Origin of the sequence: Pseudomonas sp. DWRC2-2 (assembly GCF_049897885.1) — a bacterium.
GTDB lineage: Bacteria > Pseudomonadota > Gammaproteobacteria > Pseudomonadales > Pseudomonadaceae > Aquipseudomonas > Aquipseudomonas azotoformans_A.
The window spans coordinates 571852-585882 of sequence record NZ_JAFCXD010000002.1; the positions used below are offsets into that span (position 1 = coordinate 571852).

Here is a 14031-nt window from a genome sequence, read left to right on the forward strand (position 1 = left end):
GGATGTGAGTCGTGAACCGCGTAACCGCTCAAGAAGGCGCCGCCGGCATTGCCGCTGCCGTGGCTGAAAGCGTCCAGTACCAGGGCCGCAAGGCCAGCCGTCGGGGTAGCGAGCAGCGCAGGCAAGACATCCTCGATGCAGCCATGCGCATTGTAGTGCGCGATGGTGTACGGGCCGTTCGTCATCGAGCAGTGGCGGCGGAGGCGGGGGTGCCGTTGTCGGCCACTACCTACTATTTCAAGGATATCGATGACCTGCTCACCGATACCTTCGCCCAATACGTCGAACGCAGCGCCGCGTTCATGGGCAAGTTGTGGGTGCGCAACGAGGGCCTGCTGCGCGAGATGGTCGCCTATGGCGATGGCAGTCCACAATCACGCTCGCAACTGGCTGATGACATTGCGCGCCTGACCGCCGACTACGTCTTGCGCCAACTGACCAACCGTCGTGAGCACCTGATGGCCGAGCAGGCGTTCCGCCAGGAAGCCTTGCTCAACCCGCGTCTGGCCGAGTTGGTACGCTCACACCAGCAGATTCTGTTGCAGGGCACCGGGCAGTTTTTCCAGGTGCTGGGCTCCCGCGAGCCACAACAGGATGCCAAAGTGTTGACGGCGATAATCAGTCGGATGGAATATCAGGGCCTGCTGGGCGGCGCAGAGCCTCTGACCGGTGAAGAGATGCTTGAGATCCTCAAGCGTTACATGCATTTGGTGTTGGCCTCGGTCTGACACCGGGGGATGTCCAATGAAAACCTGGCGTGTGGTGGTAATCGCCTTGTCGTTCCTGCTGCTGAGCGGTTGCCTGGTGACCTTCAAGGACCCGCTACCGGCCCATGACGCCGCGCCGCAGGCCCTGCTAGGTCAGTGGTCGAGCAAAAATGCCTGGGGCGAGCCGCTCAACTTGCACATCACAGCCGTGGGTAAACACCGTTACAAAGCCGTGAGCTACCCTACAGCCAAGCCGGGCCAGCGTGATGAGTACCTGTTCAGCGTTTCGCGCCATGGCAGCCGCTGGTATTTGTCGGCGCCGCTGCCGGCCAAGCTCGGCGGGAACTTCATCCTGGCGGGCTTCGAAATCAACGAAAAGCATGAATTGGTGGTCTACAACCTCGATCTGGAGCAGATCCATCAAGCCATCGGCCAAAAGGCGTTGCACGGCAGTACCGTGGAGACCGTCGAAGGGGCTGGCGTATTGGTGGACAGCCCCTTGGACCAGGTGTTTGCCTACCTGGATGATCCGGCTAACGCCGATGTATTCGTGGAAGCCGTGCGCTACCAGCGCGCGGGCAAATAACGTTTAAAGAGGAAGCTCCGGGTGGACGATTACCAGCAGACGATACGCACCTTGTCTGATCGCATTGTGCTGGCGCAAACACCGATTCGCGTCCTCGATGCCGTGAAGTGGGACGACACCATTCGCCAGGGGTTCCTCAAAGCCAAGGGCAAGGAAATGCCGGCGGTGAGCCGCGACTACTACCTCAACCGGCCGCTGTCGTTCGACTCCAGCGCGGTGAAGCTGGAGTTCCAGAACATCGAGCGCGATATCACCCGTCGCCTCGGGCAGTTCAGCCCGGTCGGGCAGATCATGCGCCGCATGTGCAAGGAATACCGCATGGTGGTGCGCATGCTTGAAGCACGCGGTACCGAGGATTTCGGCCTGATTTCCCAAGAGCTTTACGGCGCGGCTTCCGATGCGTTCCACGCCGGCGACCCGACCCTGGCTGACCTGGGCTTGATGCTTTCGGACTACCTGAACAACATCGACGGTCGTGGCGACTTGAAGGACGAGGCCAAGACCCTCACTGCCAAGGACGCCGTCGCCCTGCTGCAAACTCGCTTGAACAAAGTGTTTGGCGAGGCCGAAGAGACCATCCGCGTATTCGAGTCCGACGGTATCGTCGCTGACGCGGCGGCGGGAGCCGACTATATCAAGATCCGCGCCGACGCGATGTTCAACGACCGCGACGTGCGCGCCCTGGAAGTGCACGAAGGCCTGGTGCATGTCGGCACCACCCTCAACGGCCAGAACCAGCCGATCTGCACCTTCCTGTCCAAAGGCCCGCCGTCATCCACCGTGACCCAGGAAGGCCTGGCGATCCTGATGGAAATCATCACCTTCGCTTCCTACCCAAGTCGACTGCGCAAGCTGACCAACCGCACCCGCGCCATCCATATGGTGGAGGAGGGCGCCGACTTCCTGCAGGTGTTCGAGTTCTTCCGCGAACAAGGCTTTGAGATGGCCGAAAGCTACGGCAACGCCAGTCGCGTATTCCGGGGCTCGGTGCCAAACGGTCTGCCGTTTACCAAGGACCTGTCCTACCTCAAGGGCTTCATCATGGTCTACAACTACATCCAGCTCGCCGTACGCAAAGGCAAGCTGGAACAAGTGCCGCTTCTGTTCTGCGGCAAGACCACCCTGGAAGACATGCGCACCCTGCGCCAACTGGTGGATGAAGGCCTGGTCGTGCCGCCCAAGTACCTGCCGGAGCAGTTCCGCGATATGAACGCACTGGCGGCTTGGATGTGCTTCTCCAACTTCCTCAACCATTTGAGCCTGGATCGGATCGAGGCGGATTACTCCAATATCCTTTAAACCGTGGTATTCGCGAGGCTTCAACGGATGAGAATCCTCGGCATTCTGTGCCTGCTACTCACATTGAACGGCTGCAGCTCGCTGCTGTTCTACCCCGAGCCCGGCCTGCCGTTCACGCCGGAAAAAGCCCACCTGCACTACCGCGACGTTAGCTTGACCACCGCCGACGGCGTGAAACTCCATGCCTGGTGGTTGCCGGCCAAGCCCGGTGTGCCGCTCAAGGGCACGGTGCTGCATTTGCATGGCAACGGCGGCAACCTGGCCTGGCACCTGGGCGGCAGTTGGTGGCTGCCCGAGCAAGGCTACCAAGTGCTGTTGCTGGACTATCGCGGCTATGGCTTGTCGGAAGGCAAACCCTCGCTGCCGGCGATCTATCAGGATGTGGACGCGGCGTTCAGTTGGATAGACCAGGCGCCGGAAACCCAGGGCCAGCCGCTGATCGTTCTAGGCCAAAGCCTGGGCGGGGCATTGGCGGTGCGTTACCTGGCTGCTCATCCGGAGCGCCAATCCCAGCTCAAGGCCCTGGTGTTGGACGGCGTCCCCGCCAGTTATCGTGACGTAGGACAATTCGCCCTGAGCACCTCCTGGTTAACATGGCCGTTCCAGGTGCCCCTGTCCTGGCTGGTGCCGGACGCAGACAGCGCAATATATGCCATGCCCCAACTGACGGGCGTGCCGAAGCTGTTGTTCCACAGCCTGGACGACCCGATCGTGCCCGTGGCCAATGGCATCCGCCTCTACCAGGCCGCGCCACCACCCCGGGTGCTGCAGTTGACCCGGGGCGGACATGTGCAGACCTTTGCCGACAAGACCTGGCAAACGGTGATGCTGCGCTACCTGGACGACCCGCAGCACTTCAACGGCTTGCGCCGCCTGGGCGAGATTCCGAACTTTCCTAAAGTTGATTCATCAGAGAGCCCGCAATGAGCGAAGAACGCAACATGATCCCGCTGATCCTTACCGGCATCGGCACCATCATCGGCACCGTCGGTTGCCTGTGGTTCTACGGTTACCTGCACTTTGCCAAGCCGGAAGATGCCCTGCTGCTCAGCGATTTCACCATGCTCAAGACGGTGCCGGGCGAGGACTACAAGATCTCCCTGACCCCGGCCGCGCAAGTGGCGCAGTGCGTGGATGGTGTGTTGGTGATGTTCGACACCGAGCAGAAAGGCCTCAGCGGCGTGTTGGTGAACAACAAGAAGCAGGCTGTGCGATGCATGGGGCAGGAAACCCCGCAATTGCAGCAGTGAATGCGGTTTTTGCCGGTGTGGGAAAGCTCCGTTTTGCGTGCCGACTAATGATTTAACACTGATAAGCCGCTCGGCACGCCGGAACCCGCCTGCCGTGCTCACCACAGATCATGGACTGATTGGATTTACCAATCGGTCCATTTTTTCATGACGCTGGAGTGAGCAAATATGGCGGGTATAAACGCAATGCCGGGTGTAGGCAGCATGGGCGGTGGTGGGCAGGTCGCCGGTGGCCCTCAACAGAACCAGGGGCTGGATCAGCAGATCAAGGACGTTCAAAGCAAAATCAAAGAGATGCAATCACAAGGTGCTAAAGGCGGCCAGGGCAGCGAGGGCGGAGGAGGCCTCGACGAACTGATGAAACTGTTGGAGAAACTGCTCGCCCAAAAAGCTCAAGGTGGGCAGGGTGCGCAAGGCGATCAAGGCGCGCAGGATGGCCAAGGTGGCGGCCAGGGTCAGGGCCAGATCCAAATGCCGGAGACCCAGGGCACAGGCAAGGTCGGCGGTTAAACGCCACCTCTCGAAAACCGCCCTTTCGGGGCGGTTTTTGCGTGCGCAATCCGCTATTCAGCCTGTAACGACGTGAGTGGCGTACTACAGGGTGTCGCACGTCATGCAGATGAAATGGAAATGTCTGGAACCGGTTCGACTTAAATGCCACATAAAAAGTGGCTACCTACATAGATTGGGTCGAGGATGAAAATACATATTCCTGTATTGGAAAACATGTTGGCCATGGCAAGGCAGCATGTGGCGCTGGAACAGGAAGCCGCTCGCAGGTACAAGCGCGATCAAGGCAGGGACGAGCAAGCGAGCGCGAAGATTGAAATGCCAGCCGAGGACACGAATCGCACTATCCAGTTTGACGAGCCGAAAAAAAACCCACCGTGAGGTGGGTTTTCTTATCCAACGCCAATCAATCAGTTGGCAACGGAAGACCGTGGCTTGACGGGCTGGTTGTCGTTGGAGATGGTCACTTCAACGCGGCGGTTCATGGCACGGCCCGAGACGCTGCCGTTGTCGGCAACCGGGTATTCCTTGCCGTAACCCTGGGTCACGATGCGCGAGATATCCACGCCTTGTTGAGCCAGTGCACGTTGTACCGAAGCGGCACGACGCTCGGACAGGCTTTGGTTGTACGAATCGGAACCGGTGCTGTCGGTGTAGCCTTCGACGATCACTTTACGGTCCGGGTTATCGCGCAGGAACTGAGCCAGCTTGGTGATGTTCACCAGGCCGCTGGATTTCAGGTCAGATTTGTTGGTGGCGAACAGCACGTCACCGAAGGTTACCAGCGTGCCGCGATCGGTCTGCTTGGCGTTCAGGCTGTCCTGAAGTTGCTTGATCTGCGCATCGCGGGCATCCAGCAACGCACGGGCACGTTCGTCGCCGGCGTTTTTCAGCTTGGCTTCGGATTCACGCAGCACGATGGTGTCTTTGGCCACTTCAACGCGCTGGTTGGTCAGGTAGGCCAGTTGGTCGACTTTCTTCTGGTCTTCCTTGTCGCGGTAGGCCTTGTCAGCCTTGTCCAGCCATTCGCTGGCGTCCTTGGTTTCCAGGGCCGCGAGCTTGGTGGCTTGCGGGTTGGTCTGCAGGGAGGAGAAGTTGGTCCGCGCGTTTTCCAGGTTCGCGTTTGGCGGGGTGGAGCAGGCCGCCAGTGCAACGCTCATCGCCAGCAGGGCAGGGATCATCAATTGTTTACGCATAGTCGTGTCGTCCTTTCAATTCTTTATCGGGTGCGATTGGGTCACAGGAAGCGTCTTACTTCTGCTGGATAGCAGCTGGACGCATGCCTTCCTTACGCAACTCATCAACAGCCTTTTGGGAATCCTTCACAGCCTGTTCAGCCTTGGCGGCCTGGGCCTTGCGCTCTGCGACGCGGGCGTCCCACTCGGCTTGTTCAGCCAGGCGGCGGGCTTCGTCGTAGTTCTTGTCGTGCATGGCAATCTCGGCTTGCTTGAGCTTGTCCTGGGCCGACTTCATTTCCACAGCCGCGTACTCAGTACCTCCAGCGCTGACAGCGCTGTTTACCGCGGACTGGGTGACGGCGTACTGCTCGGTCGGAGGATTGCCGGCGCAGCCCGCAAGAACGAAGCTGGTGCCGATTGCCAGCGCGGCCAATTTGAGCCCGCGCAGGTGGTTAAACGAGGATTTGGCAGTGCTGGTCTTCATCGTCTTCAACTCCATTGGATAACTCCTGAAAAACATCAAAATCCATGTCACTGGTCTGCGGCGGCGGGCTTGGCACTGATGCGCAAATTGCCCTTTAAAACGACCGTTCCAAGTGATGGCTTACTGGCTGTGACCGGAGGCTTTTTTCAAAAGTTCAGAGAAGATGGCGATTTGCCTAAAAAAATATCTGACTGGTTGGTCAGCGTAAAAAGTTGGAACTTCTGCGTTGCGCAGGGGTACGCCGGGCCCTTTAGGAGCCCGGAATACAGGGGGTTGGTGGGGTTGAGTCAGTGTTTCTGTTCGTCGCTGCTCGCTGACAGATCATGCAGATAACGGCGCGACAGCGTCAGAAAGCGTGGGGTAGGGCCGACGTCCTCGTAAAGGGGGTCGCCTTCTTCATCGGTGGCAATGACGTGCTGGCCCTTGATGTAGGGGAAGCTGGCTTCCAGCTCTTCAAGCGCTGCGCCGATCAACTCACCGAGCAATTCTTCGGGGTGGCGCTTGGGGTACATCTCGGTAATGGCCGCCAGCCGCGCGGCGGACTCCATATCCAGGTGGATGGCGTACTCGGTCTTGGTCAAGCGACCCTTGGCGTTCTCTTCCCAATGCTGGGCCAGTTCTCGAATTTTCATGGCAACCTCAATGAAGCCCGCTTTTAGCAGGCGGTGATGAGTGTCCAGTCGCCTGCGCGGATAAACGCGACGACTTATCCTTGAGACTAGCTGCAACTCACAAGGTTTAAAGTCTTGTCATAAATCGAGGCTGGCGGCACTCTGGCAAACCTGCGCGTCCCGGATTTCTGGCTGGAGATTGGCTGATGAGTGATATCGATGCACGCTTGCGTGAGGATGTTCACCTGCTGGGTGAACTGTTGGGCAACACCATTCGAGAGCAGTATGGCGATGATTTCCTCGACAAGATCGAGCAGATCCGCAAAGGCGCCAAGGCTGACCGGCGCGGTGCCGGCGATGAACTGAGCACCAGCCTCAACCAGTTGCAGGAAAACGAACTGTTGCCGGTGGCCCGTGCCTTCAACCAGTTCCTCAACCTGGCCAACATTGCCGAGCAGTACCAATTGATCCACCGGCGTGATGAGTCGCAGCCGGCACCGTTCGAGTCCCGCGTCTTACCCGAATTGCTGGCGCGCCTGCAAAGCGAAGGCCATAGCAACGAATCCCTGGCCCGTCAGTTGGGGCGCCTGGAGATCGAACTGGTCCTCACCGCCCACCCCACCGAAGTGGCGCGCCGCACCCTGATCCAGAAATACGATGCCATCGCCGCGCAACTGGCGGCCCAGGATCACCGCGACCTCACCACGGCTGAGCGCGAGCAGATCCGCCAGCGCCTGCAACGTTTGATCGCCGAAGCCTGGCACACCGAAGAAATCCGCCGCACCCGACCCACGCCCGTGGACGAAGCCAAGTGGGGCTTTGCAGTGATCGAGCACTCGCTGTGGCACGCGATCCCCAACTATCTGCGCAAGGCTGACCAAGCGCTGCACGCCGCCACCGGCTTGCGTTTGCCCCTGGAAGCGGCGCCGATCCGCTTTGCGTCGTGGATGGGCGGCGACCGTGACGGCAACCCGAATGTCACGGCGCCGGTCACCCGCGAAGTGCTGCTGCTGGCGCGCTGGATGGCCGCCGATCTGTACTTGCGCGATATCGATCATTTGGCCTCCGAGCTGTCGATGCAGCAAGCCAGTCCGGCGTTGCAGGCCAAGGTCGGTGATAGCGTCGAGCCTTATCGCGCCTTGCTCAAGCAACTGCGCGAACGCCTGCGCGCTACACGGCAGTGGGCACATACCGCGTTGAGCAGTAGCACCCCGGCGCCGGCCGAGGTATTGCAGAACAACCGCGACCTGCTGGAGCCGCTGGAGCTGTGCTACCAGTCGCTGCACGAATGCGGCATGGGCGTGATCGCCGATGGCCCGTTGCTCGACTGCCTGCGCCGTGCGGTGACGTTCGGTCTGTTCCTGGTGCGCTTGGATGTGCGTCAGGATTCCAGCCGTCATTCGGCCGCCATGACCGAAATCACCGACTACCTTGGCCTGGGTCGTTACGAGGACTGGAACGAAGAGATGCGCATCAGCTTCCTGATGAAGGAGCTGGCCAACCGTCGACCGCTGCTGCCGGGCTATTTCAAACCGTCAGCGGACACTGCCGAGGTGCTCAACACCTGTAAGGAAGTCGCCGCCGCACCGGCTGCATCCTTGGGTTCGTATGTCATTTCCATGGCCGGTGCTGCGTCGGACGTTTTGGCGGTGCAACTGCTGCTTAAAGAGTCGGGCGTGCAGCGGCCGATGCGCGTAGTGCCGCTGTTCGAAACCCTCGCCGACCTGGATAACGCCGGCCCGGTGATCGAGCAACTGTTGCTGTTGCCCGGCTATCGTGCGCGTTTGCAGGGCCCGCAGGAAGTGATGATCGGCTACTCGGACTCGGCCAAGGACGCCGGCACCACCGCCGCCGCGTGGGCGCAGTACCGGGCGCAGGAGCGTCTGGTGGATATCTGCCGCGAGCAACAGGTGGAGTTGCTGTTGTTCCATGGTCGCGGCGGCACCGTCGGCCGTGGCGGCGGCCCGGCTCACGCGGCAATCCTGTCGCAGCCACCGGGTTCGGTGGCGGGGCGGTTTCGCACCACCGAACAAGGCGAGATGATCCGCTTCAAGTTCGGCCTGCCGGATATCGCTGAGCAGAACCTCAACCTTTATCTGGCTGCTGTGTTGGAGGCGACGCTGCTGCCACCGCCGCCGCCGGAGCCGGCCTGGCGCCATTTGATGGATGAATTGGCGGCAGACGGTGTCAGCGCTTACCGCGCCGTGGTGAGGGAAAATCCGCAGTTCGTCGAGTATTTCCGCCAATCCACGCCGGAACAGGAGCTGGGTCGCTTGCCCTTGGGCAGTCGCCCGGCCAAGCGTCGTGCGGGCGGGATTGAAAGCCTGCGCGCGATCCCGTGGATCTTCGGCTGGACACAGACCCGCCTGATGCTGCCCGCCTGGCTTGGCTGGGAGGCAGCGCTGAGCAAGGCCCTGGAGCGCGGCGAAGGCGAGTTGCTGGGGCAGATGCGTGAACAGTGGCCATTCTTCCGTACCCGCATCGACATGCTGGAAATGGTGTTGGCCAAGGCGGATGCCGATATCGCCCGCCTGTATGACGAGCGGCTGGTGCAGCCGGACCTGCTGCCATTGGGTGCGCATCTGCGCGACCTATTGTCGCAGGCGTGCAGCGTGGTGCTTGGCCTGACCGGCCAGTCGCAACTACTGGCCCATAGCCCGGACACCCTGGAGTTCATCCGCCTGCGCAACACCTACCTCGACCCCCTGCACTTGCTGCAGGCCGAGTTGCTGGCGCGTTCACGCCAGCAGGAAGCGGCGCAGGACAGCCCTCTGGAACAGGCGCTGCTGGTCTCCGTGGCGGGTATTGCTGCGGGTTTGCGTAACACCGGTTAAGGTTTTTTGCGTGTTCTCAATGGCTTGCAGATAAACCGCAGCGGCTGCCCTGAAAAGGGCAGTCGGCATTTATGGGGCCGGGTTGCACTCAGGCACACCCTACCTATGACGCATGCCCTGCGCGGGTTCCTGCGACTTTTGGCGGCTTGTGTGGTTAAGGCCTGCTGTGTATCTTGATCAGCCTTTGGCCGTTTGGGCGGCCCGAATTCTATTTTTAGGCGATTGGCCCCACGCGGCGAATCCGAGCATCATCTCTATAAAAAATTGAGGAGCACATCAATGCGCGTCATTCTGCTGGGAGCTCCCGGGGCCGGTAAAGGTACTCAGGCAAAGTTCATCACTGAAAAATTCGGCATTCCACAAATCTCCACTGGCGACATGCTGCGTGCGGCGGTCAAGGCCGGCACCGAGCTGGGCCTGATCGCCAAGAGCGTGATGGACAGCGGTGGCCTGGTGTCCGATGACTTGATCATCAACCTGGTCAAGGAACGCATCAGCCAGGAAGACTGCAAGAACGGTTTCCTGTTCGACGGCTTCCCTCGCACCATTCCCCAGGCTGAAGCCCTGGTAAAGGCCGGCGTTGAGCTGGATGCCGTGGTTGAAATCGCGGTGGAAGATGAAGAGATCGTCCAGCGCATTGCCGGTCGTCGCGTTCACGAAGCCTCGGGCCGCGTGTACCACACCGTCTACAACCCACCAAAAGTGGAAGGCAAGGACGATGTGACCGGCGAAGACCTGGTACAGCGTAAAGACGATACCGAAGAAACCGTGCGTCATCGCCTGTCGGTCTATCATTCGCAGACCAAACCGCTGGTGGACTTCTACCAGAAGCTGTCCGCTGCCCAGGGCAAGCCGAAGTACAGCCACATTCCTGGCGTCGGCTCGGTTGAAGCGATCACGGCCAAAGTGCTGCAAGCACTGAGCTGATCGCTCCACCGGCTTCACGGATAACGGCCCGCTTGCGGGCCGTTGTTGTTTATACTGGCGCACTTTTTTTCGACTTGGACACCCACACCGATGAGCACCCTGCTGGCCCTGGACACCGCGACTGAAGCTTGCTCCGTTGCCCTGCTGCACGATGGCAAGGTCACGAGCCACTACGAGGTGATCCCGCGTCTGCACGCGCAGAAGCTGTTGCCAATGATCAAGCAACTGTTGGAAGACGCCGGCACTACGCTGGCCGCGGTGGATGCCATCGCCTTCGGCCGTGGTCCGGGTGCGTTTACCGGTGTGCGTATTGCCATCGGTGTGGTGCAGGGTCTGGCGTTTGCGCTGGAACGCCCGGTATTGCCGGTGTCCAACCTGGCCGTACTGGCCCAGCGTGCCTTGCGTGAACATGGCGTTCATCAGGTTGCGGCGGCTATCGATGCACGCATGGATGAGGTGTATTGGGGTTGCTACCGCGAAACGGCAGGCGAGATGCGCCTGGTGGGTGTAGAAGCCGTGCAGCCGCCTGAGTCGTCCGTATTGCCGGGTGATGCCAGTGGTGACTGGTTCGGTGCTGGCACCGGTTGGGGTTACGGCGAGCGCATCGCGGTGCCGTTGATTGGCCAGGACGCTGCGATGTTGCCGCATGCTGAAGATTTGCTGGCACTTGCGCGTTTTGCATTTGATCGGGGAGAGGCGATTCCTGCAGACGAGGCGGCCCCTGTTTACCTGCGCGATAAGGTCGCTCAGACGAAGGCCGAACGCGGAATTATTTGACGTCAAAAATGATGGCAATTTGGGGCTAAATTCACCAATCGTCAGAATTTGCCCCCCGTTTTAAACCTTTTTCAAATTATGTGTTCTAGTTATCACCAGAGCATTTGCGCACCACGGATGATGCTGCCAAAATGCCATTACTGATAGCGAGTTCGCGCCCATGCGTATTGATGGCTTTTCCTCACAGTCCTACCCAATCAAGCGCAAGCCGCGTAAGGCAAACGTCACGGTAGACGAGTCTGTCGAGGATTCGCCGGACTTCATCGAGGTCCAGTCCGACGCCCAAGCCAACGCTCAAGCCCGTATCAGCGGTCTTCCCGCCCGTCAGCAAGACATGGTCTTCCCGCGCTCCATGAGCAAAAGCGTCGCCACCGCCCTGGCCAGCTACCTGACCACCGCCGGTTTTGTCGAATGGGATATGGAAGTGCTGGGCCTCGACATCCACATCTGATGCGCCTGCCTTACTACCTCGGTTGCCCGTCCTGGAGTGAAAACGCCTGGCGCGAGTACCTGTACCCCGCCGATGCCCGTTCCAGCGACTACCTCGCGCTCTACTCCCAGGTCTTCAACGCCGTTGAAGGCAACACCACGTTCTATGCACGACCCTCGGCCGCCACGGTGCAACGCTGGGCTGAAATCATGCCCGACGATTTCCGTTTCACGGCCAAGTTTCCCGGTGATATCAGCCACAGCGGCAACCTGATTGAGCAGCTACCGGCTGCCGAAAGCTTTGTGGGTTTGATGAGCCCTCTGGGTGAACGGGTCTCGCCGCTGTGGTTGCAGTTGCCCGCGACGTTCACACCGCAGCGTCTGGGGGAGTTGGCAGGCTTCATTGATGGCCTTGAGCGGCCCGTGGCGGTGGAAGTGCGTCATTCGGAATTCTTCGCCAAAGGCGACGCCGAGCGCATGCTTAACCGCTTGTTACGGGACCGGGGCGTTGAGCGCATCTGCCTGGACCCGCGTGCGTTGTTCAGTTGCACGTCTACATCGGCCGCCGTGCTGCACGCCCAATCGAAAAAGCCCAAGGTGCCAACCCGGCCGGCGGCACTGACGCGGTTTCCCCAAGTGCGTTTTATCGGTCATCCAGAACTGGAAGCCAACGACCCATTCCTGGTGCCGTGGGTGGAAAAAGTCGCTGGGTGGATCGAAGAAGGCCGCACCCCCTACGTGTTCCTGCACACCTCGGATAATCGCCTGGCCGCCCAGTTGGCCCTGCGTTTCCATGATCAATTGATGGGGCGGCTGCCCGGCTTGCCAGCGCTGCCTGTATTGGATCGTACCCCCGCCGTGGAGCAACTGGGGTTACTCTAGGGCTCCTTTTTCCCCCAGGAGCCAGACATGGATGCCCAAACCCTTCGCGCCGAAACCTTCAAGGCCTTGCACGAGCGTGACCGCGCGTTCGTGATGCCCAACCCGTGGGATGCAGGCTCCGCCGTAATGCTGGCCAGCCTGGGGTTTGAAGCCCTCGCCACCACCAGTGCGGGCTACGCGTTCAGCCTGGCGCGCCCGGATGCGGAAGGTGCGCTGTCCCTGGACGACACCTTGATCAACGCCCGCATGATTGCCCAGGCCACGGCGTTGCCGGTAGCGGCTGACCTGGAGAACGGCTTCAGCGACACCCCCGAAGGCTGCGCCCAGACCATCCTGCGTGCCGCCGCCACCGGCATTGTCGGCGGCTCCATCGAAGACGCCACGGGCATTGCCGCCGACCCGATCTATCCTTTCGACCTGTCCGTCGAGCGCGTCGAAGCGGCGGTGGCCGCCGCGCGCAGCCTGCCATTCCCGTTCACCTTGACGGCCCGTGCGGAAAACCTCCTGCAGGGTCGCCTGGATTTGCCTGACACCATCCGCCGCCTGCAAGCCTACGCCGAAGCCGGTGCCGACGTGCTGTACGCGCCGGCCCTGCGCAGTGCCGAAGAAGTGCTGGCGGTGGTCAAGGCGGTGGCGCCCAAGCCGGTGAATGTGTTGATGTCCGGCGGCTTGAACCTCAGTGTTGCGCAGCTCAGCGCGATGGGCGTGCGGCGGATCAGCGTCGGCTCGGCCCTGGCGTTGGCGGCCTATGGCGAGTTCTATCGTGCCGCCCAGGAAGTGTACGAACTGGGCACGTTCACCTTTACCGAGCGCAAGATGCCCTTCAGCCAGGCCAACGAGTTCTTCAAGGGCTAAGGGATGCGCTTTTTCAAAGTGATGGGCGTGCTGCTGATCCTGGCGGGCGGCTTTGCCGTTGGCGTCTGGCGTGGCTGGGTGCCGCTGCCGGCCGATTGGAACCCGTGGGCGCCGCTGGATGTGCGCGCCAGCCCGAACCTGTTGACCCGCTACAAGCTGGGGCGCCTGCAGGATGACCCTGCGTTGTGCGACCAAGTGCTGGCAACCTCGGGCCTGCGCGTCAGTCATCAAGCCGATACACCCGCCGATGCCGCGTGTCCGCTGCGCAATACCTTGCGCGTTCAGGGAGCCGCGGTTGGGCTGAGCAGCAGTTTTCTCGCCAGTTGCCCGCTGGCGGTAGCGTTCGCCCTGTTCGAGCGCCATAGCCTGCAGCCGGCGGCCCAGGCGGTGTTTGGCCAGGCGGTGACGCGGGTCGATCATCTGGGCAGCTTTGCCTGCCGCAATATGTATAACCGCGCCGAAGGGCGACTCAGCCAGCATGCGTCGGCCAATGCCCTGGACATCGCCGGTTTTCGCCTGGCGGACGGGCGCAGTATCAGCGTGCTCAAGGATTGGCCGGGGGAGGGCGACAAGGCGCGGTTCCTGCGTCAGGTCCGCGACAGTGCCTGCGATGATTTCAACGTGGTGTTGAGCCCGGACTACAACGCCGCGCACCGCAACCATTTCCATCTGGACATGGGGCGTTGGTGGGTGTGTCGCTGA

General features: G+C 60.9%; 17 protein-coding genes. 14 read left to right on the top strand and 3 right to left on the bottom strand.

The features are described 5' to 3' along the window. Nucleotides 1–11: 11 nt before the first annotated feature. The 7 genes from ACP7EW_RS11175 to ACP7EW_RS11205 all read left to right on the top strand — a co-directional run bounded on the left by ACP7EW_RS11175 (nucleotide 12) and on the right by ACP7EW_RS11205 (nucleotide 4733). A complete protein-coding gene (locus ACP7EW_RS11175) occupies nucleotides 12–728 on the top strand; it encodes a TetR/AcrR family transcriptional regulator (protein ID WP_016979842.1) in 717 nt (238 codons plus the stop codon). Between the two features lie 16 nt (nucleotides 729–744). Next, nucleotides 745–1293 (top strand): hypothetical protein, encoded by a 549-nt coding sequence (locus tag ACP7EW_RS11180; RefSeq protein WP_426217044.1) that lies wholly within the window; start codon nucleotides 745–747, stop codon nucleotides 1291–1293. A gap of 21 nt (nucleotides 1294–1314) precedes the next feature. Then, on the top strand, nucleotides 1315–2592 hold the full coding sequence (locus ACP7EW_RS11185; RefSeq protein ID WP_426217047.1) for a flavohemoglobin expression-modulating QEGLA motif protein: 1278 nt from the start codon (nucleotides 1315–1317) through the stop codon (nucleotides 2590–2592). Between the two features lie 27 nt (nucleotides 2593–2619). Continuing rightward, complete coding sequence (locus ACP7EW_RS11190) at nucleotides 2620–3519, top strand: alpha/beta hydrolase (protein ID WP_426217049.1); 900 nt, start codon at nucleotides 2620–2622, stop codon at nucleotides 3517–3519. Further along, complete coding sequence (locus tag ACP7EW_RS11195; protein ID WP_017738324.1) at nucleotides 3516–3842, top strand: hypothetical protein; 327 nt, start codon at nucleotides 3516–3518, stop codon at nucleotides 3840–3842. The genes ACP7EW_RS11190 and ACP7EW_RS11195 overlap by 4 nt, the downstream gene beginning before the upstream one ends. 168 nt (nucleotides 3843–4010) lie before the next feature. Further along, entirely contained in the window at nucleotides 4011–4352 is a 342-nt protein-coding gene (locus ACP7EW_RS11200; RefSeq protein WP_082461958.1) for a hypothetical protein, read from the top strand. Nucleotides 4353–4538: 186 nt separating this feature from the next. Next, complete coding sequence (locus ACP7EW_RS11205; RefSeq protein WP_033902824.1) at nucleotides 4539–4733, top strand: hypothetical protein; 195 nt, start codon at nucleotides 4539–4541, stop codon at nucleotides 4731–4733. A gap of 29 nt (nucleotides 4734–4762) precedes the next feature. On the opposite strand, the gene ACP7EW_RS11210 is transcribed toward ACP7EW_RS11205, so the two are convergent. From ACP7EW_RS11210 to ACP7EW_RS11220, 3 genes are all read right to left on the bottom strand, one after another. Beyond that, a complete protein-coding gene (locus ACP7EW_RS11210; protein ID WP_033902823.1) occupies nucleotides 4763–5548 on the bottom strand; it encodes an OmpA family protein in 786 nt (261 codons plus the stop codon). A gap of 55 nt (nucleotides 5549–5603) precedes the next feature. Then, a complete protein-coding gene (locus tag ACP7EW_RS11215) occupies nucleotides 5604–6029 on the bottom strand; it encodes a DUF4398 domain-containing protein (RefSeq protein ID WP_033902822.1) in 426 nt (141 codons plus the stop codon). 272 nt (nucleotides 6030–6301) lie between these two features. Then, nucleotides 6302–6646, bottom strand: a complete 345-nt coding sequence (locus tag ACP7EW_RS11220; RefSeq protein ID WP_033902821.1) for a hypothetical protein — start codon at nucleotides 6644–6646, stop codon at nucleotides 6302–6304. 185 nt (nucleotides 6647–6831) lie between these two features. On the opposite strand from ACP7EW_RS11220, the gene ppc reads away from it, so the two are divergent. The 7 genes from ppc to ACP7EW_RS11255 all read left to right on the top strand — a co-directional run bounded on the left by ppc (nucleotide 6832) and on the right by ACP7EW_RS11255 (nucleotide 14031). Further along, nucleotides 6832–9459, top strand: a complete 2628-nt coding sequence (gene ppc / locus ACP7EW_RS11225) for a phosphoenolpyruvate carboxylase (RefSeq protein WP_016979853.1) — start codon at nucleotides 6832–6834, stop codon at nucleotides 9457–9459. Nucleotides 9460–9738: 279 nt separating this feature from the next. Then, nucleotides 9739–10386, top strand: coding sequence for an adenylate kinase (adk, locus tag ACP7EW_RS11230; RefSeq protein WP_010212617.1), 648 nt, complete (start codon nucleotides 9739–9741; stop codon nucleotides 10384–10386). A 90-nt stretch (nucleotides 10387–10476) separates the two neighbouring features. Then, a complete protein-coding gene (tsaB, locus tag ACP7EW_RS11235) occupies nucleotides 10477–11163 on the top strand; it encodes a tRNA (adenosine(37)-N6)-threonylcarbamoyltransferase complex dimerization subunit type 1 TsaB (RefSeq protein WP_426217052.1) in 687 nt (228 codons plus the stop codon). A gap of 160 nt (nucleotides 11164–11323) precedes the next feature. Beyond that, nucleotides 11324–11614 carry a hypothetical protein gene (locus ACP7EW_RS11240; RefSeq protein WP_016979856.1) on the top strand — a complete coding sequence of 97 codons (291 nt, stop codon included), beginning with the start codon at nucleotides 11324–11326 and terminating at the stop codon, nucleotides 11612–11614. Next, nucleotides 11614–12474, top strand: coding sequence for a DUF72 domain-containing protein (locus ACP7EW_RS11245; protein ID WP_426217054.1), 861 nt, complete (start codon nucleotides 11614–11616; stop codon nucleotides 12472–12474). Before ACP7EW_RS11240 ends, ACP7EW_RS11245 begins: the two co-directional genes overlap by 1 nt. Nucleotides 12475–12501: 27 nt before the next feature. After that, the gene (locus ACP7EW_RS11250; protein WP_426217056.1) at nucleotides 12502–13329 is read left to right on the top strand and encodes an isocitrate lyase/PEP mutase family protein; all 828 of its coding nucleotides are present in this window, start codon (nucleotides 12502–12504) and stop codon (nucleotides 13327–13329) included. Nucleotides 13330–13332: 3 nt separating this feature from the next. Then, nucleotides 13333–14031 (top strand): extensin family protein, encoded by a 699-nt coding sequence (locus ACP7EW_RS11255; protein ID WP_426217058.1) that lies wholly within the window; start codon nucleotides 13333–13335, stop codon nucleotides 14029–14031.

Coding starts and splice junctions, on each gene's coding strand:
- ACP7EW_RS11180 (WP_426217044.1), top strand. CDS start 745: ATGAAAACCTGGCGTGTGGTGGTAATCGCCTTGTCGTTCCTGCTGCTG.
- adk (WP_010212617.1), top strand. CDS start 9,739: ATGCGCGTCATTCTGCTGGGAGCTCCCGGGGCCGGTAAAGGTACTCAG.
- ACP7EW_RS11255 (WP_426217058.1), top strand. CDS start 13,333: ATGCGCTTTTTCAAAGTGATGGGCGTGCTGCTGATCCTGGCGGGCGGC.
- ACP7EW_RS11200 (WP_082461958.1), top strand. CDS start 4,011: ATGGCGGGTATAAACGCAATGCCGGGTGTAGGCAGCATGGGCGGTGGT.
- ppc (WP_016979853.1), top strand. CDS start 6,832: ATGAGTGATATCGATGCACGCTTGCGTGAGGATGTTCACCTGCTGGGT.
- ACP7EW_RS11245 (WP_426217054.1), top strand. CDS start 11,614: ATGCGCCTGCCTTACTACCTCGGTTGCCCGTCCTGGAGTGAAAACGCC.
- ACP7EW_RS11250 (WP_426217056.1), top strand. CDS start 12,502: ATGGATGCCCAAACCCTTCGCGCCGAAACCTTCAAGGCCTTGCACGAG.
- ACP7EW_RS11240 (WP_016979856.1), top strand. CDS start 11,324: ATGCGTATTGATGGCTTTTCCTCACAGTCCTACCCAATCAAGCGCAAG.
- ACP7EW_RS11195 (WP_017738324.1), top strand. CDS start 3,516: ATGAGCGAAGAACGCAACATGATCCCGCTGATCCTTACCGGCATCGGC.
- ACP7EW_RS11205 (WP_033902824.1), top strand. CDS start 4,539: ATGAAAATACATATTCCTGTATTGGAAAACATGTTGGCCATGGCAAGG.
- tsaB (WP_426217052.1), top strand. CDS start 10,477: ATGAGCACCCTGCTGGCCCTGGACACCGCGACTGAAGCTTGCTCCGTT.
- ACP7EW_RS11215 (WP_033902822.1), bottom strand. CDS start 6,029: ATGGAGTTGAAGACGATGAAGACCAGCACTGCCAAATCCTCGTTTAAC.
- ACP7EW_RS11220 (WP_033902821.1), bottom strand. CDS start 6,646: ATGAAAATTCGAGAACTGGCCCAGCATTGGGAAGAGAACGCCAAGGGT.
- ACP7EW_RS11190 (WP_426217049.1), top strand. CDS start 2,620: ATGAGAATCCTCGGCATTCTGTGCCTGCTACTCACATTGAACGGCTGC.
- ACP7EW_RS11210 (WP_033902823.1), bottom strand. CDS start 5,548: ATGCGTAAACAATTGATGATCCCTGCCCTGCTGGCGATGAGCGTTGCA.